Raw genomic sequence first — 20,606 nt, forward strand, 5'->3', positions numbered from 1 at the left:
GGTATTCTATCCTGCCGGTCCTCGGGGCAGCAAGGTGAAATTATGACAAGGCAAGTCTTGTGCGTCGCCGCTACAACGGCGGCGCTGCCGGCGGCTTTGCTTGCCGCTAGCCAAACGTTCGACGTCTGCCACGTGCGCGGCCTGGCCGAGGCAGCGGCGGCCTTGCGCGAACAGCATTTCCCGGTGGGCTTGCTGGTGCTGGACGACTGGACCACCCCGCTTGCCGAACTCGATCACTTTTTACGCCGCCACAGCCGGCCGCGCTGGGTGGCGGTCTTCCTGCCCCAGGCATTGGAAGAGGCCGCCTTCCGGCAACTGGTGCATGACCATTGCGTCGACTTCCACACCTGGCCACTGGATGCCGAGCGGCTCAGCCATACCTTGGGCCACGCGCTCGGCCTGGCTGCGCTGTCCGGGCTCGGCCATTTGCCGGAAGAGTGCCAGTCGATGAGGCTGACCGGCACCAGCACCGCCATTACGCTGCTGCGCCAGCAGATACTGAAAGTAGCGGGTGCCGATGCGCCCGTCCTGATCTGGGGCGAAAGCGGCACCGGCAAGGAACTTGTGGCGCGTGCCATACACGAGCATTCGGGACGCCGCGACGGTCCATTTGTGCCCATCAATTGCGGCGCGATCCCGGCCTCCCTGGTGCAATCGGAATTGTTCGGTTACGAGAAGGGCGCCTTTACGGGCGCCGGTCCCGGCAAGTGCGGCTTGATCGAGTCGGCCGGCGAGGGATCGATTTTTCTTGACGAGATCGGCGATTTGCCACTCGAGCTGCAGGCCAACCTGCTGCGTTTCCTGCAGGAGAAAACCATTTACCGGGTGGGCGGGACGCGCAGCGTACCGGTCGATGCGCGCGTGATCGCTGCTTCGCATGTCAAGCTGGACGATGCGGTCAAGCGCGGCTTGTTCCGGGAAGATTTGTTTTACCGGCTCAATGTCCTGACCTTGCAAGTGCCGGCCTTGCGCGAGCGGCGCGATGACGTGGTGGCGTTGGCGCAGGAAGTTTTCCATAGTTATGCCACGGAACGGGCGCGCCGCGTGCGCGGCTTCAGCAACAGCGCGCTGCGGGCGCTGCGCGCGCATGACTGGCCGGGCAATGTGCGCGAGCTGCTGAACCGCGTGCGGCGCGCTGCCGTGATGGCCGACGGCGCGCTGATCCAGCCGCACGACCTCGAACTCGATGGCAGCGATAGCGCCGCTGCGGCCGAAGACCTGGGCACTGCGCGCGCCAGCGCCGAACGGACGGCGCTGCAAGGCCGTATCGATGCCGGCCACAGCATCACCTCAGTGGCGCGCGAGCTTGGCGTGTCGCGCATGACGCTGTATCGCCTGATGGCCAAGCACGGCATCCAGCGCCCCTCGCGCCGCAGCGAAGACTGAGCTGGCGAACAGCCGCGTAACACGGATGTGACATAGTCACGCCAGCCTTGTCTCCTATGGCGGAAGGCACTGCGTGGCAGCGCGCCTGTCACAGATGCGTGACAAACTTGACTCAATCATGCACGCCACTTGCTGCACTGCCGCACCAAAGTCGAGCAATTTCAACAGCTTAGTGAAGGTGGCATCAAGCTTGCGATATGGCTTCTGGCCCCAGCTTTGCGGGCACTTGAAGAACACGACATCAGCGAGGACGAGATGAAGAAAACTTTGCTTGCAGCAGCCATTGCACTGGCGATGGGCAGTGCATTCGCGCAGGAGACGCCACCACCCAACGTCAGCCAGACCGGGCCGGGCGCCCAGGCCAACGACAATTCCACGGCCACGCAGGACAGCAGCCAGGCCAACGCCAACAACAACAGTAGCGGCGCGGCCGATGCGGCTGCCGCCGGCGCCGCGGCCGCCAACAACGGCGCGACCGCGACATCGTCGATGACCAATGCCTTCAATACCTCGACAGCGACGGCAGTCAGCACGCTGACCGGCACCGTCACCAATAACGTGATCAACAATATCGGCAACGTGGCCAGCAATGGCGGCAATGCCAATGGCGGGGCAGGTGCCGCCGCCAATGCGGGGAGCGCCGTGGGCGGTAATGCCAACGGCACCGGCGGCGCTGGCGGGATGTCGAGCGGCGGCGCTGGCGCGGCAGGTGCGACCGGCGGCGTGGCGTTTAACGGCAGCGCTGTTGGCGGCAATGGCAGCGGCGGCGGCGGGTCGGGCGGCGCGGCGACTGCCGGGGCAGGAACCGGCGGCACGACGGGCGCTGGCGGGCTGGCCGCCGGCGCTGCGAGCGGCCGCGGCGGCGATGGTGCGCGCGGCGGTGAAGGTGGCGCCGGTGGCGCCGGCGGCATCGTCGTGGCGGGTGCCGGTGGCGCCGGTGGCGCAGGTGGCGCCGCAGCAGGCGGTGCGGGCGGCCTGGTCGGAACCGCTGGCAGCGGTGCCGGCGGCGCCACTGGTGCCGCGACCGGCGCGCGCGGCGGCGACGGCGGTGCAACCGGTGCGGCCAGCGGCGGCGCGGGTGGCATGGGTGGCGCTGGCGGCGCCGCAGGCGCAGGCGGCATGGCAGGGGCCACCGGCAGCGTCGCAAGCGGTGCCGCGACATCGAGCCAGACTGCGATGGGCGGCGCCGCAACCAGCGGCAGTGCGGGCTCCAGCAATACGGCCTCGAATGGCACCAGCGGCACCGAGCCGCTGACCATCCCAGGCATGGGCGACCAGAACAGTACTGGCGGCACCACCGGCACGGCGGACGGCCGTTCGGCTAATACCGGCAACGCCTCGACGTCGGGTGCCGGCACCAGCGGCGCTGGCGGTACCGGCGGCGCAGGTGGCGCGGGTGGCGCTGGCGCGGCAGGCGGTGCGGGTGCCGCGGCCAGTAATACCGCGGGCAATGGCGCTGCCGGAGGGGCCAACAGCTCGGGTGCTGGCGGCGGCAGCGGCGCCGTGGCGGCCACAGGAGGTGCGGGTGCTGCAGGCACGGGCGGCGCAGGCGGTGGCGGTGCGGCTGGCGGCAATGGCACCAGTACCGGCGGCGCCGGTGCGGCGGGCGGCAACGGCGGCAGCGGCGGCTCCAGCGGCCTGGCAAGCAATACTGCCGGCTCCAGCGGCGCTGCGGGCGGCGGCACGGGCGGCGCGGCGACAGGCGGCAGCGGCAGCGGTGCGGCGGGCACTGGCGGCGCGGCCACCAACGGCAGCGCCACGGCCGGTGACGGCGGCGCTGGCGGTGCCGGCGGCGGCGGCAATGTGGCTGGCGCGGGCGGTGATGGCGGCACCAATACCGCGGGCAATGCGACCGGCGGCAATGCCACGGGCGGCAACGGCGGGGCTGGCGGCACCAATAGCGTGACTGCGGGCACCTTCGACATGTCGAACACCATGAGCGGGGTCGGCCAGTCGGCTGCAGGCATCATGGTGATCAGCCAGAACAACGGCATGTCCTCGCTGGTGCAGCAGAGCGTGAACGTGCAGGCCAATCTGGCCGTGGGCAAATAGCCGGCACAGCATCATGCGAAGCTTAGGCAGGCCAGTGCAAGTCCTGGCCCTGTGCGCCGCATTGGTGCCGGGCCTGGCGGCGGCGTCGCCGTGGGTGGGCGCGCTGCCGCTTGGCCCGCTGGCTGCAGCGGCGGGCCCGTCCCCGCAGCAAACGCCACCCGCGCCGCAAGCGGCCACGCCGCTTGCGGCGGGGGGCGGCAACGCGCGCCCCGCGCAGGATGAGCGGCTCGAACAGATGCGCGGCGGCAGCGATGCGCCGTGGAGCGATATGAGGCTGGCCGGTACTGTGGCTAACAACAGCGCGGTCAACGTCGTTACCGGCGCCAATATCGTGACTGACGGTGCGTTCAGCAACGCGTCGGGCATGCCGATGGTGATCCAGAATTCCGGCGCCAACGTGCTGATCCAGAATGCCACCATCGTCAACGTGCAGATCAAATGAGAGGCCTCATCAGCGTTCTGGCATTGCTGCCGGCATTTGCCGCGCAGGCCGCCGACTTTTCAGCCGGCGGCGCCAGTTTTGTGCTGCCGGTGACCAGCCTGAAGGAGGCGCGCTTCCGCACGACGGTAAGGCAGCAATACGATTTCAGTTGTGGTTCGGCCGCGCTGGCGACTTTGCTCAGCCACCACTACGATTTCCAGGTCTCGGAACAGGAAATCTTCCGTGACATGTTCGTGCGCGGTGACCAGGCGCGCATCCGGCGCGAGGGCTTCTCGCTGCTGGACATGAAGCGCTACCTGGCCACGCGCGGCTTCACTGCGGACGGCTTCGAACAGCCGCTGGACAAGCTGGCGCAGGCCGGTTTGCCGGCGATCGTGCTGGTGGCCGACAACGGCTATCGCCACTTCGTCGTGGTCAAGGGCGTGCAGGGCGAGCGTGTGCTGCTGGGCGATCCGGCCGGCGGCACGCGCGCCTTGTCGCGCCAGGGGTTCGAGGCGATCTGGCAGAACCGCCTGCTGTTCGTGATCCATGGCCGGCCTGGCAAGCCGCGCTTCAATGAAACCGCGGACTGGCGTGTGGCGCCGCAGGCGATGCTGGCCGAAGTGATCATGCGCGACAGCCTGCGCGACGTGACGGTGCCGAAGCTGGGCGCCGGCGATTTTTGAAGGGAGGGCGGCATGAAGCGAAGAAACGGCGCTGCTGGCAGCTTGTTGCTGTTGCTGGCAATGCCTGCCATGGCGCAGGGGCAGGGGCCGCCCGAAAACTGGGCGCCGGCGCCGCAGGCGCGTCTCGAAGAGGCCCGTGGCGGCTTTGTGAACGGCAACGGCCTGCTGGTCGCGCTTGGCGTGGAGCGCATGGTCGAAGTCAATGGCGTGGTGGTGGCGCGCAATCGCGTTGAACTGGCCGATGTGGCGCGGCTGGCCCATGCGCCGGAGGCCGGGGCAGCGCTGGCGCCGATGCTGGTACAGAACAACACAAACGGGCAGCTGATCCGCAGCCTGACCACCATCGACCTCACCGTCAACGCGCTGTCGACCTTGAAAAGCCTGAACCTGGAGGGCAACCTGCGCCAGGCCTTGTCGAACGTCGTTGTGCCCCGCTAGGGAGGGAGCGATGCTTTCAAAGAAATTCGCGGCCGGAATGCTGGTTGTCGCCAGCCAGGCAACGCTGGCCCAGTTGCCGGAGCAGCGCAGCAACGCCGAGCTTGCAGCCGAGTTGACCGAGTTGAAAAAGGCGCTGGCCGAGCAAAGGGCGCTGCTGGAGGACTTGCGGCGCCAGGTGGCTGAGGAGCGCCTGGCGTCCACGCGCGGCACAGGGGCTGCACAAAGCCAGCCGCAAGCCAACGTCCCGCCCCCCGGCCAGGCGCCGGCGCCGCCCGGCCCGGCGCAGCCGGCATTGGCCGTGGGCCAGCCGCCGAAGCGCGACAGCAAGCCGCCTGAAGTGGCGCCTATCTTTGAAAGCCCCGGCGTCCTGACCGGGCGCGGCAAGCTCGTGCTCGAACCGGCCTTCCAGTTCGGCTATTCGTCGAGCAACCGCGTCGCCCTGGTGGGCTACACCATCATCCCCGCTTTGCTGATTGGCCTGATCGACGTGCGCGAAGTGAAGCGCAATACCAGCACCGCCACCCTGAGCGGGCGCTATGGACTGAGCAACCGCACCGAACTCGAACTGCGCCTGCCTTACATTTACCGCTCGGACTCGACCGTGAGCCGCGAAGTGTTCACCGGCTCGGCGGTGGAAAAGGTCTTTGATGTGAGCGGCCGCGCGCTGGGCGACGTCGAGCTTTCGCTGCGCCACCAGCTCAACGATGGCGGCGCCGAAAAGCCCTATTACGTGGCCGGCCTGCGCTTCAAGACGCGTACCGGCCGCGATCCCTTTGAGGTCGTGACCGACTGCGTGCGGCGCTGCATTGGCGAAAACGCCACCGGCACCGGCTTGCCACTGGCGCTGCCAACCGGTTCCGGCTTTTACGCCTTGCAACCCAGCCTGACCTGGCTGTATCCGACCGACCCCGCCGTGCTGTTCGGCAGCGTCAGCTACCTGCACAACTTCCAGCGCAAGAACCTGAGCCGGCTGGTGCTCGATGGAGAACGCGAGCCGCTCGGCACGGTCAAGCCGGGTGCGGTCATCGGCTTCAATTTCGGTGTCGGCCTGGCGCTGAACGAAAAGGCCTCCCTCAGCTTTGGCTACGACCACAGTTCCATTGCCCGCACCAGGCAGAATGGCGTTCCGGCGCCGGGTTCGGTGCGCACGCAACTGGGTACCTTGCTGGTCGGCTTTTCCTACCGCCTGAACCCGAAGCAGACGGTCAATGTCTCGGTGGGCGCAGGGCTGACGCGGGATACGCCGGATGTCTCCGTCATGCTGCGAGTACCGACGAGCATGTAGTTGCCGTTTACGCTAATCTAGCGTTTTGGCAACTCACAAGAGGGAGATCGAATGATCCTGAAAAAGCTCGCCGTACCGTTCGCAATTGCCGCCGTTGCAGGCGCCGCCCACGCTGCAGCGCCGATGGCCAAGACCCAGGCTCCCGGCTTCTATCGCATGAATGTGGGCGACTTCGAAGTCACTGTACTGAACGACGGCACGATCGACCTGCCGATGGACCAGCTGCTGAACCAGAAGCCTGAGAAAACGACCAAGTCCCTGGAACACAGTTTCCTGAAGTCGCCGGTTGAGACTTCGGTCAACGCTTTCCTGGTCAATACCGGCTCGAAGCTGGTGCTGATCGATACCGGCGCCGGCAGCCTGTTCGGGCCGACCCTGGGCAATATCCTGACCAGCCTGAAAGCAGCCGGTTACCAGCCGGAGCAGGTTGACGAGATCTACATCACCCACCTGCATGGCGACCACGTCGGCGGCTTGGGCGGACAGGATAAGCCGGCGTTTCCGAACGCCGTGGTGCGCATGGATAAGCGCGATGCCGATTTCTTCCTGAGCAAAGCGAACCTCGATAATGCCAGTGCCGAGGCGAAGGGCAATTTCCAGGGGCCGATGAGCGCGGTGTCCGGCTATGCGGGCAAGGTGAAGCCGTTTGAGGGCAATACCGAACTGGTGCCGGGCGTGCGTTCGACTTCAAGCTATGGCCATACGCCGGGCCACACCACCTATGTGGTGGAAAGCAAGGGACAGAAGCTGGTGCTGATTGGCGACTTGATGCACAACGCGGCGGTGCAGTTCCCTGATCCGGGCGTGACGATCCAGTTCGACAGCGATTCGAAGGCGGCCCTGGCGCAGCGCAAGGCGGCGTTTGCCGAAGCGGCGAAGCAGGGGTATTGGATGGCGGCGGCGCACTTGCCGTTCCCGGGGGTAGGGCATTTGCGTAGTGAGGGGAAGGGGTATAAGTTCTTCCCGGTGAACTATTCGGCAAATCGTTGAACCGGTAAACCAGGCTCAGACCCAAAGGGTCTGACCCAAGTATTCCGGAGCCGTTGGCCTCAGATATGGCGGGTCAGGCCCTCGGGTCTGACCCTGGTTTTCCGGGTTCAGGCCAGCGCCGGATAGTCGGTATAACCTTCAGCCGACGGGCCGTAGAACAGCTCCGGACGCTGCGCATTCAGCGCGGCACCGGTCTGCAGGCGGCGCGGCAGGTCTGGATTCGCGATGAAGTCCTTGCCCCAGGCAATCGCATCGGCGCGGCCTTCTGCCAGCGCAGCCTGCGCCCCCGCCACATCAAACTTCTCGTTGGCGATATAGACTCCGCCAAACTCACGCTTCAGCAACGGACCCAGCGAGTCATCGCCAACCGCCTCGCGTGCGGCGATGAAGGCAATGCCGCGCTTGCCCAGTTCGCGCGCCACGTAGCCGAAGGTCTCGGCCGGGGTCGAATCGCCCATGTCATGCGCATCGCGGCGCGGCGCCAGGTGCATGCCGACGCGGTCCGCACCCCAGACGCCGATCACGGCATCGGTCACTTCCAGCATCAGGCGGGCACGGTTCTCAACGCTGCCGCCGTATTGGTCAGTGCGCTGGTTGCTTGAATCCTGCAGGAACTGGTCGAGCAGGTAGCCATTGGCGCCGTGGATTTCCACGCCGTCGAAGCCGGCCTTCTTGGCATTCTCGGCACCCTTGCGGTATGCCTCGACCACGCCGGCAATTTCCTCGGTATCCAGTGCGCGCGGCACGGAATAGGGACGCGGAGGGCGCAGCAAGCTTACGTTGCCCTTGGCCGCGATCGCGCTCGGCGCGACAGGGGCCTGGCCATCGAGCAGGCTAGGGTCGGAGATACGGCCCACATGCCACAGTTGCAGCACGATCTTGCCGCCCTTGGCATGGACTGCTTCGGTCACCAGTTTCCAGCCTTCGACTTGCTCATCGGACCAGATGCCTGGGGTGTTTTCATACCCTACGCCCTGCGGGGTCACGGAAGTGGCTTCACTGATGATCAGGCCCGCAGTGGAGCGCTGCGCGTAGTACTCGGCCATCAGGGCGTTCGGCACGCGCTTGCCGCCGACGGCGCGCGAGCGGGTCAGGGGAGCCATGACGACGCGGTTCTTCAAGGTCAGCGCGCCGATGGTGATGGGGTCGAACAAGGTGCTCATAAGGTGTTCCTCTCATGCTCAATAAATTGCAGGATGACCTCCTCATTGCGCTTGAAGAAATTCCACTGGCCGACCCGCTGCACCGTCACCAGTCCGGCCTTCTGCAGGATGGCGAGGTGGCCGGAAACGGTCGATTGCGACAGGCCGGCCTGCTTGTCGATCATGCCGGCGCAGACGCCCAGCGACAGCGGTGCGAGCTGCTCGCTGAACCAGGCCTCAGGCTCCTTCAGCCAGGACAGGATCTGGCGTCGGACCGGGTTGGCCAGGGCCTTGTGGATTGCATCAATGTCAATGGAGTTGGTCATATTTCGGTGTTTCACGATAAGTATATCGGAAAATGCCGATACGTATATCGGAGCATGTCGATGGATTTCAAGCCCTGTGTTTATGCCAACCGGAAAAGCACCAGCGCCACGATGGCTGGCACGGTCTGCACGAAGATGATGCGTTTGCTGACGGTCAAGCCGCCCCAGATGCCCGCCACGGCCACGCACAGCAGGCCGTAAGTGATGAAGGCGGAACGCACTGCCGGCTCGCCATGCAGCAGCCCGACGGCCAGCGCCGCCACCAGGAAGCCGTTATAGCAGCCCTGGTTCGACATGGCCGGCTTGACGATGGCCGCCTTGTCCGACGACAGGCCGAATACGCGGCGGCCGCGGGTATCGAAGAAGACGGTTTCCAGCAGCACGATATAGGCGTGGATCAGCAGGACGATGGCAACGGCGATCTGTGCGAACAGCAGCATTGGGGGCTCCCTCAAAGTTTGGACCCCCAATGATATACTGTCGGCCTTCTCCCGCGGGGACGACCTCGCCGCAAGACCAGGGAGCCAGGCGGGGACGACCCCGTTATGACTTGGGAGAACATCATGCACTGGATCGTCCTGTTACTCGCCGGCTTGCTGGAAGTCGTCTGGGCCGTCGGACTTAAATACACCGAAGGGTTCACCAGGCTGGTGCCGAGCGCCGTGACGCTGGCCGCCATGGCCGGCAGCGTGATCCTGCTTGGGCTGGCGCTGCGTTCATTGCCGCTGGGTACCGCCTACGCCATCTGGACCGGCATTGGTACCGTGGGCACCGTCATCTGGGGCATCATGATGCTGGACGAGCCGGCCAGCGTGGCGCGGCTGGTGTGCATCGCCATGATCGTGCTGGGCATTGCCGGCCTGAAAATCCTGTCACCGCACTAATCGTTGCGGGGGGCAACGCCCGATTCACCCGACCAGCGCGCATAAATGCGTGCCAGTTCGCCGCTGTCGCTAAGCTTCTTGACTGCGGCGGCCAGTAGCGGTGCCGCCTGCGGCGGCGCCTTTTTGCTTACCCACAGGAACATCGAATCCTCTTTCAGCACGGCTGGCATCAGCTTGACCCTGTCCTGCAGCTTTTGCTCGCGTATCAGCCAGTGCAAGGTCAATTCGTTCATATAGAAGTAGCGCCCATGGCCGGCCAGGATCTTGCGCAGGTTGGTGACATTGCTGCCGGTGCTGTCGTCGACCGTAATGCCCAGTGCGCGCAGCTGGTCGATATAGGCGGCGCCGCGCGAGGTGGTAACCAGCGGCTTAAGGCGCGCAAGGTCGTCCAGCGAATTGATTTCGGCGGTGTCCTCGGCGGCAGCGGCCAGGCGCTGGCGCGAAACGTACAAGGGGTGCGGAATGGCGATGGCGATATGGCGGCGCAATGGGGTCGAGACCAGAGCGCAGGCAATTTCGGCGTTGCCAAGGCGGAGGTTCTGTTCGATCACCAGGACGGAACGGATGTCGTCCAGTCCCGTAAAACGAAGGCGCGGTTCAACCCGGGAGATGGCGGCAAGGATATCGGGGCAGACGCCGGTCGAGGCGCGGCCATCCTGCTGGATCCACTTGGGCGGCAGGCTTTCCTGGCCGGTGACGCGCAATACGAAGTCGGCGGCGTGCGCCGCCAAGGGCAGGGTCGCGAACAGGAGCGTGCCAATCGCGGCAAGCGGGAATATTTTCATATTATTTACCCCTTACCGCGATTGTAAAACTAATGGCTATCAGACAAAAGAGTCACTCACTTTGGCGAGGTAGAACCATTCGGCATTCGGCTTGGCATTGACGTCCGGGAACAACATATAGGCGTCGAATGGCGCCAGCACGGCGCTGCCATCGGCGCGGCGGCCGATTTCGTCGCCGGCTTGCAGGCGGTCGAAGCTGGACCAGGTGCGGCTGAAGGCATCGCTGGCGTCCAGCTTGTCGTGCACTTCCACCATCGACAGGTATTCCATGTCTTCCAGGGCGATCGGCTGCGGCTTTGGTGCCTCGATCAGGTCAAAGTGGGCCAGCACGTTCATGATGGCGCGGTAGGCGACATCCGGCGCTTGCGGGTCGAGGTGCTGGCCGCATTCCAGGGTCAGGGCCATGCCGCCGGTGCTGCGCATGTACTCGGTGGTGCCGACGCCGTATTTCAGGACGGTCTGCACCGCGCTGTCGTCGCGCAGGCGGCGCTGCACGCCGGCGCCGTAGGTGGCCATCCAGCCGTCGACGAAGCGCTTGACGCCGAGGATGCGGGCCATGGCGCGTTCTTCGGCTTCATGCTGGAACGGTTGCAGGGGGCCGCCGTTGTTGCGCGGGCCGACCATGACGAAAGGCTGGCTCTGGGCGTTGAAGGAATGCAGGTCCAGCAGGATCTCGTGCTGGCCGAGCAGGGGGCACAGCCAGTTGGCGATATGGTCCTCGAAGTCCTGCGGGTTTTCGGTCGGGAACAGGTTGCGGTTCAGGTTGCGGTCGCCGGAACGCTGGCCTTTCTGGTACGCCAGCGGATTGGTGACCGGCACGAAGGTCACGCTGCCGTTCAGGATGTGCAGTTCGCCTTTGTCCAGTTGCTCCATCACGCGCAGGATGCCTTTGGTGCCGCAGGTTTCGTTGCCGTGCACGGCGCCGGTGATGATCAGGCGGCGGCCTTTGCCCTGGCCGGTGTAATTGACAGATTTAAAATGCATTTTGCTGGCGTCGGTCATGCTATTCCTTTAAGGCTTGGCGAATAAGTGGCCAATATTCTAGCTCAGGTAGAATTCGCGCATGAATCGTACCTCCCGCGTCCATGGCCTGGACACTCTGCGCGCGCTGGCCATCATGCTGGTGTTTGCCAACCACTATATGGGCTTCGTCAGCCACGAGCCGACCTTTGGCTGGTTCAGCGAGATCGGCTGGGCTGGCGTGGACTTGTTCTTTGCGCTTTCCGGTTACCTGATTGGACACCAGGTGTTTTCCGCCTTGCGCGGGCCAGGCCTGTCGCTGCCGCATTTTTATGCGCGCCGCTTGTTGCGCACCTTGCCGGCCTACCTTGCAGTGCTGGCGCTGTATGCCTGGTGGCCGTATTGGGCCGGCAACCTGCCGCATGCGCCGTGGTGGAAGTACCTGACCTTTACCTTGAATATCAATCTCAAGCCGGGGACGCTGTTCTCGCACGCGTGGTCATTGTGCGTGGAGGAGCAGTTTTACCTGTTGCTGCCGCCTGTGGTGCTGGCCATTGCCGCCATCACGCGAGTACGCCGCGCTGGCGGCCTCGCGCTGATGCTGGGCTGGGCGGCGCTGCTGTCCGCCATTGCGGCCGGCATGTGGCTGCGCGACAGCTGGTGGCAGCCGGCGATGGACCTCGGTGAGCGCGGCAGCCGCAGCTACTACACCCTGATCTACTACTCCACGCTGGCGCGTTTCGATGAACTGCTGGCCGGCGTCGCCCTGGCCATGCTGCGCAACTTTCATCCCAAGGCGTGGCAGCGCCTGACCAGTCATGGAAACTGGATGCTGGCTGCCGGCGCAGTTTTGACAGCACTGGCATTCTGGCTGTTCCTTGAGCACCATTTCAGCTGGGGCATGTCGGTCTTCGGCTATCCTGTGTTGGGTGTGGCGTTCGCCGCTTTGCTGCTGGCAGCACTCAGCGAAGGCTCGCTGCTGCACCGTACCCGGATTCCCGGCATGGGCCTCATCGCGCTGTGGTCTTACTCGATCTATTTGACGCACAAGCAGGTTTGCATCCTCCTGTCCGAGCATTGGGAGCCGGTTGACCTGGACTCGATTGCCGTCATGATCGCTGCCAGCATTTTTGCCGGATGGCTGCTATATTTTGCGGTTGAAGCACCGTTCATGAACCTGCGCGAGCGCTTCATCCCGAACAACTTCAAACGGAGTCCGAATGAAGCAACTGTTAGCAGCGTCCCTGTTACTCCTTAGCGCGCCAGCATTCGCGCAGCCCGCCGCCGGCCCTTTCGCCAGGATGGTCGTGATCCAGCCCAAGCCGGGCCAGGGCGCGGCTTTCGAGCAGGGTTACCAGCGCCACCTCGAGTGGCACAAGGGCGCTGCTGATCGCTGGACCTGGCATGGCTGGTCCTTCGTGCTCGGCGACCGGCTTGGCATGTTCATGGACGGCACGTTCGGCCATGCCGCGGCAAATTTTGACGCCGCCGTGCAGCCGGCTGGCGATGCGGCCGACAATGCGGCCAATGTCGTGCCGTATGCGGACTTCCTGAGCCACGGCGTGTTCCGGCGGCTGGAATCGGCCAGCGTCGGCCAGCCACTGCCCGATACCTCGCCGTTTCTAGCGATGGCGACTTACACCGTTGCGCCGGGCGAGGAGACTGCATTCGAACGCCAACTGGTGGCCGCGGGTTCGGCGCCGGCAAATAGCGGGCGCACGGTGCAGAGGTTCACCTGGTACCGCTTGCAAATTGGCGGCGCCGGCGGACAATACGTCCTGATGCGCGCCGTGCCGAGTTTTGGCGCGGCGGCGGAATTGCCGGATGTGCTGCCGCCTGGCGCCAAGGCGCTGGTGCGCGGTGTGCGCACGGAGCTGCTGCGCTACCGCGCCGACATGAGCTACATCCCCAAGGGTTAGCTGCGCATTTCGATGACGTTGTCGTTCTGCGCGTCGGTCAGGAAGGCGAACAGCGCGCGCACCCGGGCCGGGGTTTCGTAACCCTCGCTGGCTTCGATGGCGCGGCGCAAGCCCGGAGCGGCTTCGATGATGTGCGGGCTGGCGTAGGCGCGGATCAACAAGGCCCCCAATTGCGCCGCTTCGCGCTCGTGGTTCTGGCGCAGGCGGCGCTCGATCACGTCGATTACGACACGCTGCATGCGCGGGGTGGGGTTCTCGATGTGGGCAAACACCAGGGGTGTATTGGCGATCGCTTCGCAGATGCGGCGTTCGATATCCTCGGCCCTGGTGTCGGATGGGATGTCGAAATACGCGCCGGCCCACCGGGTACGGGCGTACTGGTGGCCGGGCGGGAAGGAGTCGGCGGTGTCGAAGCCGAGCGCGTGGCTCAACTTCTTCAACCAATCAAGGATGGCGGAGCTCATGGCGGCAATTGTACCGCCACTGCTTACACTGCGTGCGCTTCCTCGCCGAGGCGGCCGGCGCGGAAGTCTTCGACGGCCTGGAAAATCTCGGCCTGCGAGTTCATCACAAAGGGGCCGTACTGCACAATCGGTTCGTTCAGCGGCTTGCCCGATAACAGGATGAAGCGGCTGTCCGGGCCAGCCTTGATGGTCACGCCATCGGCGCCTGCATTATTGGCCAGGATCGCCATACTCTGCGCAGGAACCGCCTTGCCGTCCACCGTCACCTCGCCACGGTAGGTGTAAATAAAGGCGTTATGGCCTGCGCGGATCGCCTGGCTGAATGCTTCACCGGCCGGCAATTCCACGTCGATATACAGCGGTTCCGTCACTTCGCGTTGCACGGCGCCTTTCACGCCCTGGCTTTCGCCGGCGATGATGCGCACCGTGGTGCCGTTTTCAGTCTTCGCCACCGGGATTTCACCGGCTTCGAAGTCCTTGTACCAGGGCTGCTGCATCTTGTCCTTGGCCGGCAGGTTAAGCCACAGCTGGAAGCCTTCCATCAAGCCTTCCGCCTGTTCCGGCATTTCGGAGTGAATCACGCCACGCCCGGCAGTCATCCACTGGACGCCGCCACTGGCCAGCAAACCTTCGTTGCCGGCGCTGTCGCGGTGCCGCATGCGGCCGGTCAGCATATAGGTGACCGTTTCAAAGCCGCGGTGAGGGTGGTCGGGGAAGCCGGCGATGTAATCGTTGGCTTGCTCCGAACCGAAATTGTCCAGCATCAGGAACGGATCCAGGCGACGCTGCAGTGGCTGGGTCAACACGCGGTTGATTTTCACGCCAGCGCCATCCATCACGGCCTGGCCGCGGATAATCCGTTCCACTGTGCGGGTTTGTGCGATGTTGTCCATATCGTTCTTCCTCGTTTATATAGTTAAGCCAGCAGTTCTGCAACGCGGGCATCGGCAGCGGCTTGCTGTTGGCCGGCCACTTCCGCGCCGTAAGCCTGGCCTTCGATGAACACATATTCCACGTCCGTCAGGCCGATAAAAGCCAGGAACATCTTCAGGTGCGGGAACTGGGTGTCAGTCGGCGCATCTTTGTGCATGCCGCCGCGCGAGGTGGCGACATAGACTTTTTTACCTTGCAACAGTCCGACCGGACCGTTCTCGCTGTACTTGAAGGTCACGCCGGCACGGGCAATCGCGTCGAACCACGATTTGAGCTGCACGGTGATGCCAAAGTTGTACATCGGAGCGCCAATCACGATGGCGTCGGCACGTTGTACCTGGGCGATCAGGGCATCATCCAGGGCGACGCGGGCAGCTTGTTCAGCGGTGCGCTTGTCGGCTGGGGTGAACAGGGCCTGCAGGGTTGGCTCGTCCAGCACAGGGTGTGGGGTGGCTGCCAGGTCGCGCACTTCCACGGTAGCGCCTGGGTTGGCAGCCAGCAGCTTGTTGACGATATTGGTCGCGACGCGGGTGGATTCGGAACCGGAGCTTTTTGCGCTGGAGTTGATTTGCAGGATGTTCATGGTTTGCTTCCTTTCGGGTATTTGGTTGTTGCTGCGATGGAGTAACTATAGTCGTTCCAAATATTATCCAGAAGCCGGTAAAATGGATAACATCGTGCCACCAATGGAACAATAATGAACGATATCGACCCCAGCGATCTACTGCTATTTGCCCGCATCGTGGAATTTGGCAGCCTGAGCCAGGTTTCGGAACGGCTGCAATTGCCGAAATCGACGGTCTCGCGCCGCCTGACCCAGCTCGAAGGCGCGCTAGGCGAGAGGCTGTTGACCCGCACCACGCGCAAGCTGGTGCTGACCGAATTCGGCGCCAGCCTGCTCGAGCACGCGCGCCGGGTGGCGGAGGAGACCGAAGCCGCTGGCGCCCTGGCCCAGCATCGCCAGCAGGCGCCGAGCGGCCTGCTGCGGGTGTCAATGCCGGCAGACTTTGCCAACGTCCACCTGGCGCGGATGCTGCCGGCCTTCATGGCGAAGCACCCGGCCATTACCCTGGAGCTGGACCTGTCGCCGCGCAGGGTCGACCTGGTGGCGGAAAATTTCGATATCGCGATCCGCATGGGTGCCTTGCCGGACGATGCCACGCTGGCGGCGCGCAAGGTGCTGATATCGACCTGGGGCCTGTATGCAGCGCCTTCCTATACGGTGGTGCATGGCTTGCCGGAGCATCCGGACGACTTGTTCCAACACGAGCTGCTAAGCCTGCGGCGCATGTCAAATGGCCTGGTCCGCTGGCCGCTCACGCGCGGCAAAACCACTTGGGAGCGCGACCTGCCGGTTCGGCTGATGGCAAATTCGCCGGAGCTGCTCACGCGCATGGCTGCCACCGGCATGGGCATCGCCACCTGTACCACCCAGTTCGCGGCACCCTTGGTCGCGCGCGGCGAACTGGTGCGCGTGCTGCCCGATTGGTGCTTCCCGCCGGTCACCGGTTGGGCGGTATTTCCTGGCCGCCGGCTGATGCCGGCCAAGACCCGGGCCTTCCTCGATATGCTAGAGTCCAATTTCGCTGATCAGGAGCATGGAACTTCTTCACCAATCCCGTTATAAAGGACGCCGCAGATGAGTGAATTGAAAGCTTGCCTGGAGTTCTTCGCTGGTGAATGGACCGGCGAAGAGGAGATTGCGCCGTCCAAATGGGGCGAAGGAGGGCGGGCTACTGCGTCGGTTTCGTCGCAGCTCGATCTCGGTGGACGTGTGCTGGTTCAAGACTACAGCGCGCAACGAGGCGGCATGACATGGCTGAAGGCGCATGCGGTCATCACGTTTGACGAGCAAACGTCACGGGTGGGGCTTTTCTGGTTCGACAGCTTGGGATTCACACCGGGAGAACCGGCACCGGGAGAGTGGGATGGCTGGTCGCTGCGCTTCGTGCGCACTTCGCCGCGCGGACTGGCTCGACACACCTACACGCCGTCCGGCTCTCAAGCATATGATTTCATGCTGGAAAGCTCGTTCGACGCCGGCGCTAGCTGGGTGCTGGTAATGAAAGGACGATATATCAGGGCTAACAGCGAGTGACTCTAGCGGTTACTGACCTGTCGGGGAATGTTCGCGTGCTTGCTGAGTAAGCGACGTTTGGGGAACAACGATGACTGTCGGTGCCGGCGCCGCAGCAGCTTGGGGCGCACGCGGTATTCCGGCACACCATTTGACCGTATCGGCCGTAGTTTTGTGCAGTTCGGCGTGCCTCCTTCTGGCCAGGTCAGACCAAAGGGAGGCCGCGCATATTTGCGGCGCATCAAGCGCCATTTGGATTACTTGAGGTTGGCCATCATCTCACCCAGGCGAACCGGCCCGGCAGGCTGCCAGTGCTGGTTGAAGTGCAGGGTGTCTTTCGGGAACAGCATTACCACGGTGGAGCCCAGCAGGAAGCGGCCCATTTCTTCGCCTTTTTTCAGCACGATGTGCTGGTCAGCATAAGTCCACTCGGTGACCTTGGGCAGGCGCGGAGGATTGACCAGGCCATGCCAGACGGTGGCCATGCTGCCGACGATGGTCGCGCCGACCAGCACCAGCACGAAGGGGCCGAAGGCCGTTTCGAACTCGCACACCACGCGCTCATTGCGCGCGAACAGGCCCGGCACGCCGCGGGCGGTGGTCGGGTTGACCGAGAACAGTTCGCCCGGCACATAGATCATGCGTTTCAGCTTGCCGTCGCATGGCATGTGGATGCGGTGGTAGTCGCGCGGGCTGAGGTACAGGTTGGCAAAGCTGCCGTGTTCGAAATGCCTTGCGAGGGAAGCGTCGCCGCCAACCAGCGCGGTGGTGCTGAACTTGTGCCCCTTGGCCTGGAAGATCTGGTCGCCCTCAATCGTGCCGAACTGGGAGATGCGGCCGTCGACCGGGCAGACGAAATCGGCCTTGGCCAGCGGGCGCGCACCCGGCTTCAGCGCGCGGGTGAAGAATTCGTTGAAGCTGTGGTAGCTGGCGATATCGGGATTGGCCGCTTCGTCCATGTTGACGTCGTACTTGCCCACGAACCAGCGAATCAGCCGGGTGGTCTTGTCGCCGCCCTTGGCGCCTGCTACGCGGCCGGCGAAGTTGGTCAGGGCGCTTTTCGGAAGCAGGTATTGCGGCAATACGGCAAGTCGGGACACGGTCGGCATTCCAATGATTTGAAGATCCCGAATTATATCCTTGCTACCGCCTGCACCATAGGGTACAGTTGCGACCAAGAATTATTTACAATTTAGCAACGATGATTCGCCTGACACTCGCAGCAGCCGCCCTCCTCGCCGCCACCCAGGCCATGGCAGAGGAAACCAAGCAGGAACCTGTCCAGAAAGTTGAAATCAAGGGGGCGGCTGAAGCCTACAACCCCCGCAAGGACGACACAGCCAGCAAGATCGTTGTCAGCAGCGACGAACTGAAACGCTATGGGGACACCTCGATCGGCGACGCACTGAAGCGTGTGCCCGGCGTGTCGGTCGGCGCGGGCGGACGCGATATTCGGATGCGCGGCCTTGGCAGCGGCTATACCCAGATCCTGCTGAATGGCGAGCGCGTGCCGCCGGGCTTCAATGTCGAGACGCTGGCGCCGGACAGCATCGAGCGCATCGAAGTGATTCGCGCCGCCAGCGCGGAGTTCAGCACGCAGTCGATCGCGGGCACCATCAATATCGTGCTGAAAAAGGCGGTCAAGACGGCGCAGCGCGAGCTGAAGTTCGGCGTCAGCCACAGCAGGGAAGCGACCAACCCGAACGGCAACCTGGTCCTGTCGGATAAGGACGGCAATTTCTCCTACTCGATCAACCTGGGCGGCGGCCGTTACGAATTCGACCGCGACGGCCTGAGTCGAGAAGAATTGATTGACCTGGTTGGCACGCCGCTGATGGATCGCCGCATGCTGACGTATGACCGCGGCCATGCGCGCGGCGTGGAATTGTCGCCCCGCCTGAACTGGAACCTGGAGAATGGCGACACGCTGACGTCCCAGTCCTTCATCAACCGCAATGTCTTCAAGAGCGCGATCGACCGCGACTACGACGTCGATGCCGGCGCGGCGCCATTCTTCGACGCCGTGCGGATCAAGAACGAAAACAGGAACCTGTTTGCGCGCACGGACCTGAACTGGGTGCACAAGTTCGGCGAGGGGGCCAAGCTGGATGCCAAGATCGGCGGCCACCGCATGCGCAGCAACGGCAACTGGCTCGAGTCCGATGCACACGGCGGTGCGCCCAAGCTTCAGCATGACGTCTTCAGTGGCGTGCGCGAATGGGGCATCAGCAGTACCGGCAAATATTCGGCGCCGATCGGGGGCGAACATGCCTTGGCCGCTGGCTGGGAGGCTGGCTACACCGACCGCGACGACTGGCGCAACCAGCGCGACCTGTTCAGCGCCGAAGGCCTGCGCGACGACAAGGACGAGGGTTATCAAGCTTCTCTGCGCCGCGCTGCCGCCTATGTGCAGGACGAGTGGAACATCAGCAAGGCTTGGTCGGTCTATGCCGGCTTGCGCTGGGAGGGCGTACATACGCAGAGCTCCGGCGCCGGCTTCGACCCGGTCAGCAATCGCAGCAGCGTATGGAGCCCGCTGGCGCAAACCTTGTACAAGCTCCCCAACGGCAAGGACCAGTTGCGCGCCGCGCTGACCCGCACGTACAAGGCGCCACAGGCATCGAACCTTTCCGGCCGCCGCTTTACCTCCACGAACAACAGCCAGATCGATACCGATTGGATCGGCAATCCGAATCTGAAACCGGAGCTGGCAACGGGCATCGACGCCTCTTACGAGCATTACTGGAGCGAGGGGGCGTTGTTCAGCGTCGCCGCCGCCGCCCGCCGCATCAATAACTTCACCCGCCGCCGCGTCTTGCTCGATGAGACGGGCCGCTGGGTTTCCACGATGACGAATAACGGCCGTGCCGACGTGCGCAGTGTGGACGTGGAACTGAAATTCCCGATGAAGGCAGTCATGGACAAGGCACCCGCGCTCGACTTTCGCGCCAGCGTAAGCCGCAACTGGTCGCGCGTCGATTCGGTGCCGGGGCCGCACAACACGCTGGACCAGCAAGTGCCGCTGACGGCGATTTTCGGCCTCGATTACAAGACGCCGGACGGCGCTTGGAGCATGGGCGGCAGTTTCAACCTGCGTACCAATGGCGCCGTGCGCATTGAAGAAAACCGATATAGCTGGGCAACAGTAGCGCGCCAACTGGATGCTTACGTGGCGTGGAAACTCGATAGCAAGACGCAGTTGCGTTTCTCTGCCTGGAATCTGCTGAAACAGGATTACCGGTCGAAGAATATCTACATTACCGATAATGGATCGCTGTCCTCGGAGCAGACCAGTTTCGGCGTGCGTAATATACGCCTGCAGCTGGAGACTCGCTTCTGATAGTAAATGCCAGGCTTATACCGGAATTTAATAGAAATGAAATAAAGGAGCGCCGCCTGTCAAATGTGTGGCGCTTTTTTTTTAATATGGTTAAATTATGTAGATAAAATCATCGTAACTATGGTACATTGCAGGGAAGAAATCTCACACATTGTCACACTTTGATTTTTCATACACTTAGGGTAAAGAAAGATGACCACTTACCAAGAATACCAGGCGAAAATTGCCGAACTGCAAAACTTGGCCGCGGATGCGCGCAAAGCCGAAGTGCAAAAGGCGAAAGAACAGATCTGGTCCATCATGCGAGAATATGACCTGTCTCCGGCTGATCTCGGTCCAGCGGCCAAGAGCAATAAGCCCGTCAAACCGCGTGCACGCGTGCCGATGAAATACAAGGACCCGGTATCGGGTTCCCAGTGGACCGGCCGCGGCCGTGCGCCGAAATGGCTGGAAGGCAAGAAGAAGGAAGACTTCCTGATTAAATAAGCCGTTCGCGGCGAGAGGGGCGGATTAATATC

General features: G+C 63.6%; 23 protein-coding genes. 14 read left to right on the top strand and 9 right to left on the bottom strand.

What is annotated here, in order from left to right; genetic code table 11:
- The first annotated feature begins 42 nt into the window (after positions 1-42).
- The 7 genes from ACN9MZ_RS14230 (at position 43) to ACN9MZ_RS14260 (ending at position 7,258) form a co-directional block, all read left to right on the top strand.
- Positions 43-1,386: a sigma 54-interacting transcriptional regulator gene (locus ACN9MZ_RS14230; protein ID WP_426342738.1), complete on the top strand. Its 1,344-nt coding sequence runs from the start codon at positions 43-45 to the stop codon at positions 1,384-1,386.
- Positions 1,387-1,641: 255 nt separating this feature from the next.
- Positions 1,642-3,438: a hypothetical protein gene (locus tag ACN9MZ_RS14235; protein WP_426342739.1), complete on the top strand. Its 1,797-nt coding sequence runs from the start codon at positions 1,642-1,644 to the stop codon at positions 3,436-3,438.
- 34 nt (positions 3,439-3,472) lie between these two features.
- Complete coding sequence (locus ACN9MZ_RS14240) at positions 3,473-3,880, top strand: hypothetical protein (protein WP_426342740.1); 408 nt, start codon at positions 3,473-3,475, stop codon at positions 3,878-3,880.
- A complete protein-coding gene (locus ACN9MZ_RS14245; protein WP_426342741.1) occupies positions 3,877-4,545 on the top strand; it encodes a C39 family peptidase in 669 nt (222 codons plus the stop codon). The genes ACN9MZ_RS14240 and ACN9MZ_RS14245 overlap by 4 nt, the downstream gene beginning before the upstream one ends.
- A 12-nt stretch (positions 4,546-4,557) precedes the next feature.
- Positions 4,558-4,983: a hypothetical protein gene (locus tag ACN9MZ_RS14250; protein ID WP_426342742.1), complete on the top strand. Its 426-nt coding sequence runs from the start codon at positions 4,558-4,560 to the stop codon at positions 4,981-4,983.
- A 37-nt stretch (positions 4,984-5,020) separates the two neighbouring features.
- The gene (locus ACN9MZ_RS14255) at positions 5,021-6,268 is read left to right on the top strand and encodes an acetate kinase (protein WP_426342903.1); all 1,248 of its coding nucleotides are present in this window, start codon (positions 5,021-5,023) and stop codon (positions 6,266-6,268) included.
- Positions 6,269-6,319: 51 nt separating this feature from the next.
- Positions 6,320-7,258, top strand: coding sequence for an MBL fold metallo-hydrolase (locus tag ACN9MZ_RS14260; RefSeq protein ID WP_426342743.1), 939 nt, complete (start codon positions 6,320-6,322; stop codon positions 7,256-7,258).
- Positions 7,259-7,365: 107 nt separating this feature from the next.
- Here ACN9MZ_RS14260 and ACN9MZ_RS14265 read toward each other — a convergent pair whose 3' ends face one another.
- The 3 genes from ACN9MZ_RS14265 to ACN9MZ_RS14275 all read right to left on the bottom strand — a co-directional run bounded on the left by ACN9MZ_RS14265 (position 7,366) and on the right by ACN9MZ_RS14275 (position 9,166).
- Positions 7,366-8,421, bottom strand: coding sequence for an alkene reductase (locus tag ACN9MZ_RS14265; protein ID WP_426342744.1), 1,056 nt, complete (start codon positions 8,419-8,421; stop codon positions 7,366-7,368).
- Positions 8,418-8,726 (bottom strand): ArsR/SmtB family transcription factor, encoded by a 309-nt coding sequence (locus ACN9MZ_RS14270; RefSeq protein WP_426342745.1) that lies wholly within the window; start codon positions 8,724-8,726, stop codon positions 8,418-8,420. The genes ACN9MZ_RS14265 and ACN9MZ_RS14270 overlap by 4 nt, the downstream gene beginning before the upstream one ends.
- An 80-nt stretch (positions 8,727-8,806) precedes the next feature.
- Positions 8,807-9,166, bottom strand: a complete 360-nt coding sequence (locus ACN9MZ_RS14275; protein ID WP_426342746.1) for a DUF1304 domain-containing protein — start codon at positions 9,164-9,166, stop codon at positions 8,807-8,809.
- Between the two features lie 123 nt (positions 9,167-9,289).
- On the opposite strand from ACN9MZ_RS14275, the gene sugE reads away from it, so the two are divergent.
- Positions 9,290-9,610 carry a quaternary ammonium compound efflux SMR transporter SugE gene (gene sugE / locus ACN9MZ_RS14280; RefSeq protein ID WP_426342747.1) on the top strand — a complete coding sequence of 107 codons (321 nt, stop codon included), beginning with the start codon at positions 9,290-9,292 and terminating at the stop codon, positions 9,608-9,610.
- Here sugE and ACN9MZ_RS14285 read toward each other — a convergent pair.
- Both ACN9MZ_RS14285 and ACN9MZ_RS14290 read right to left on the bottom strand, forming a co-directional pair.
- Entirely contained in the window at positions 9,607-10,395 is a 789-nt protein-coding gene (locus ACN9MZ_RS14285) for a substrate-binding periplasmic protein (RefSeq protein WP_426342748.1), read from the bottom strand. The genes sugE and ACN9MZ_RS14285 overlap by 4 nt on opposite strands.
- Positions 10,396-10,434: 39 nt before the next feature.
- Positions 10,435-11,379 carry a succinylglutamate desuccinylase gene (locus tag ACN9MZ_RS14290; RefSeq protein ID WP_426342749.1) on the bottom strand — a complete coding sequence of 315 codons (945 nt, stop codon included), beginning with the start codon at positions 11,377-11,379 and terminating at the stop codon, positions 10,435-10,437.
- 79 nt (positions 11,380-11,458) lie between these two features.
- Between ACN9MZ_RS14290 and ACN9MZ_RS14295 the strand changes: the two genes are divergently transcribed.
- Both ACN9MZ_RS14295 and ACN9MZ_RS14300 read left to right on the top strand, forming a co-directional pair.
- On the top strand, positions 11,459-12,613 hold the full coding sequence (locus tag ACN9MZ_RS14295) for an acyltransferase family protein (protein ID WP_426342750.1): 1,155 nt from the start codon (positions 11,459-11,461) through the stop codon (positions 12,611-12,613).
- On the top strand, positions 12,576-13,274 hold the full coding sequence (locus tag ACN9MZ_RS14300; RefSeq protein ID WP_426342751.1) for a hypothetical protein: 699 nt from the start codon (positions 12,576-12,578) through the stop codon (positions 13,272-13,274). Before ACN9MZ_RS14295 ends, ACN9MZ_RS14300 begins: the two co-directional genes overlap by 38 nt.
- On the opposite strand, the gene ACN9MZ_RS14305 is transcribed toward ACN9MZ_RS14300, so the two are convergent.
- From ACN9MZ_RS14305 to ACN9MZ_RS14315, 3 genes are read right to left on the bottom strand one after another with little or no spacing between them, the layout of a single operon-like run.
- Positions 13,271-13,738: a hypothetical protein gene (locus tag ACN9MZ_RS14305; protein WP_426342752.1), complete on the bottom strand. Its 468-nt coding sequence runs from the start codon at positions 13,736-13,738 to the stop codon at positions 13,271-13,273. The two genes, ACN9MZ_RS14300 and ACN9MZ_RS14305, sit on opposite strands and share 4 nt — an antisense overlap.
- 23 nt (positions 13,739-13,761) lie before the next feature.
- Entirely contained in the window at positions 13,762-14,631 is an 870-nt protein-coding gene (locus tag ACN9MZ_RS14310; RefSeq protein WP_426342753.1) for a pirin family protein, read from the bottom strand.
- A gap of 23 nt (positions 14,632-14,654) precedes the next feature.
- Positions 14,655-15,254, bottom strand: a complete 600-nt coding sequence (locus ACN9MZ_RS14315) for an FMN-dependent NADH-azoreductase (RefSeq protein ID WP_426342754.1) — start codon at positions 15,252-15,254, stop codon at positions 14,655-14,657.
- Positions 15,255-15,368: 114 nt separating this feature from the next.
- Between ACN9MZ_RS14315 and ACN9MZ_RS14320 the strand changes: the two genes are divergently transcribed.
- Positions 15,369-16,298: a LysR family transcriptional regulator gene (locus ACN9MZ_RS14320; RefSeq protein WP_426342755.1), complete on the top strand. Its 930-nt coding sequence runs from the start codon at positions 15,369-15,371 to the stop codon at positions 16,296-16,298.
- 12 nt (positions 16,299-16,310) lie between these two features.
- Positions 16,311-16,769, top strand: a complete 459-nt coding sequence (locus tag ACN9MZ_RS14325; protein WP_426342756.1) for a DUF1579 family protein — start codon at positions 16,311-16,313, stop codon at positions 16,767-16,769.
- A 236-nt stretch (positions 16,770-17,005) separates the two neighbouring features.
- Here the strand turns inward: ACN9MZ_RS14325 and asd are convergent, their stop codons facing one another.
- A complete protein-coding gene (asd, locus tag ACN9MZ_RS14330; RefSeq protein WP_426342757.1) occupies positions 17,006-17,857 on the bottom strand; it encodes an archaetidylserine decarboxylase in 852 nt (283 codons plus the stop codon).
- Positions 17,858-17,949: 92 nt separating this feature from the next.
- Here asd and ACN9MZ_RS14335 point away from each other — a divergent pair, with 92 nt between their 5' ends.
- On the top strand, positions 17,950-20,088 hold the full coding sequence (locus ACN9MZ_RS14335) for a TonB-dependent receptor plug domain-containing protein (RefSeq protein ID WP_426342758.1): 2,139 nt from the start codon (positions 17,950-17,952) through the stop codon (positions 20,086-20,088).
- 192 nt (positions 20,089-20,280) lie between these two features.
- Positions 20,281-20,574 carry an H-NS family nucleoid-associated regulatory protein gene (locus ACN9MZ_RS14340; RefSeq protein WP_426342759.1) on the top strand — a complete coding sequence of 98 codons (294 nt, stop codon included), beginning with the start codon at positions 20,281-20,283 and terminating at the stop codon, positions 20,572-20,574.
- The last annotated feature ends 32 nt before the right edge of the window (positions 20,575-20,606 follow it).

The organism is Pseudoduganella sp. S-14, from assembly GCF_049913285.1.
In the GTDB taxonomy this organism is placed as follows: Bacteria; Pseudomonadota; Gammaproteobacteria; order Burkholderiales; family Burkholderiaceae_D; genus Rugamonas.

What these genes read in the sequence shown, in the direction of transcription:
- ACN9MZ_RS14230 (WP_426342738.1), top strand. Translation starts at nt 43, where the DNA reads ATGACAAGGCAAGTCTTGTGCGTCGCCGCTACAACGGCGGCGCTGCCG.
- ACN9MZ_RS14235 (WP_426342739.1), top strand. Translation starts at nt 1,642, where the DNA reads ATGAAGAAAACTTTGCTTGCAGCAGCCATTGCACTGGCGATGGGCAGT.
- ACN9MZ_RS14245 (WP_426342741.1), top strand. Translation starts at nt 3,877, where the DNA reads ATGAGAGGCCTCATCAGCGTTCTGGCATTGCTGCCGGCATTTGCCGCG.
- ACN9MZ_RS14250 (WP_426342742.1), top strand. Translation starts at nt 4,558, where the DNA reads ATGAAGCGAAGAAACGGCGCTGCTGGCAGCTTGTTGCTGTTGCTGGCA.
- ACN9MZ_RS14255 (WP_426342903.1), top strand. Translation starts at nt 5,021, where the DNA reads ATGCTGGTTGTCGCCAGCCAGGCAACGCTGGCCCAGTTGCCGGAGCAG.
- ACN9MZ_RS14260 (WP_426342743.1), top strand. Translation starts at nt 6,320, where the DNA reads ATGATCCTGAAAAAGCTCGCCGTACCGTTCGCAATTGCCGCCGTTGCA.
- ACN9MZ_RS14265 (WP_426342744.1), bottom strand. Translation starts at nt 8,421, where the DNA reads ATGAGCACCTTGTTCGACCCCATCACCATCGGCGCGCTGACCTTGAAG.
- ACN9MZ_RS14270 (WP_426342745.1), bottom strand. Translation starts at nt 8,726, where the DNA reads ATGACCAACTCCATTGACATTGATGCAATCCACAAGGCCCTGGCCAAC.
- ACN9MZ_RS14275 (WP_426342746.1), bottom strand. Translation starts at nt 9,166, where the DNA reads ATGCTGCTGTTCGCACAGATCGCCGTTGCCATCGTCCTGCTGATCCAC.
- sugE (WP_426342747.1), top strand. Translation starts at nt 9,290, where the DNA reads ATGCACTGGATCGTCCTGTTACTCGCCGGCTTGCTGGAAGTCGTCTGG.
- ACN9MZ_RS14285 (WP_426342748.1), bottom strand. Translation starts at nt 10,395, where the DNA reads ATGAAAATATTCCCGCTTGCCGCGATTGGCACGCTCCTGTTCGCGACC.
- ACN9MZ_RS14290 (WP_426342749.1), bottom strand. Translation starts at nt 11,379, where the DNA reads ATGCATTTTAAATCTGTCAATTACACCGGCCAGGGCAAAGGCCGCCGC.
- ACN9MZ_RS14295 (WP_426342750.1), top strand. Translation starts at nt 11,459, where the DNA reads ATGAATCGTACCTCCCGCGTCCATGGCCTGGACACTCTGCGCGCGCTG.
- ACN9MZ_RS14300 (WP_426342751.1), top strand. Translation starts at nt 12,576, where the DNA reads ATGAAGCAACTGTTAGCAGCGTCCCTGTTACTCCTTAGCGCGCCAGCA.
- ACN9MZ_RS14305 (WP_426342752.1), bottom strand. Translation starts at nt 13,738, where the DNA reads ATGAGCTCCGCCATCCTTGATTGGTTGAAGAAGTTGAGCCACGCGCTC.
- ACN9MZ_RS14310 (WP_426342753.1), bottom strand. Translation starts at nt 14,631, where the DNA reads ATGGACAACATCGCACAAACCCGCACAGTGGAACGGATTATCCGCGGC.
- ACN9MZ_RS14315 (WP_426342754.1), bottom strand. Translation starts at nt 15,254, where the DNA reads ATGAACATCCTGCAAATCAACTCCAGCGCAAAAAGCTCCGGTTCCGAA.
- ACN9MZ_RS14320 (WP_426342755.1), top strand. Translation starts at nt 15,369, where the DNA reads ATGAACGATATCGACCCCAGCGATCTACTGCTATTTGCCCGCATCGTG.
- ACN9MZ_RS14325 (WP_426342756.1), top strand. Translation starts at nt 16,311, where the DNA reads ATGAGTGAATTGAAAGCTTGCCTGGAGTTCTTCGCTGGTGAATGGACC.
- asd (WP_426342757.1), bottom strand. Translation starts at nt 17,857, where the DNA reads ATGCCGACCGTGTCCCGACTTGCCGTATTGCCGCAATACCTGCTTCCG.
- ACN9MZ_RS14335 (WP_426342758.1), top strand. Translation starts at nt 17,950, where the DNA reads ATGATTCGCCTGACACTCGCAGCAGCCGCCCTCCTCGCCGCCACCCAG.
- ACN9MZ_RS14340 (WP_426342759.1), top strand. Translation starts at nt 20,281, where the DNA reads ATGACCACTTACCAAGAATACCAGGCGAAAATTGCCGAACTGCAAAAC.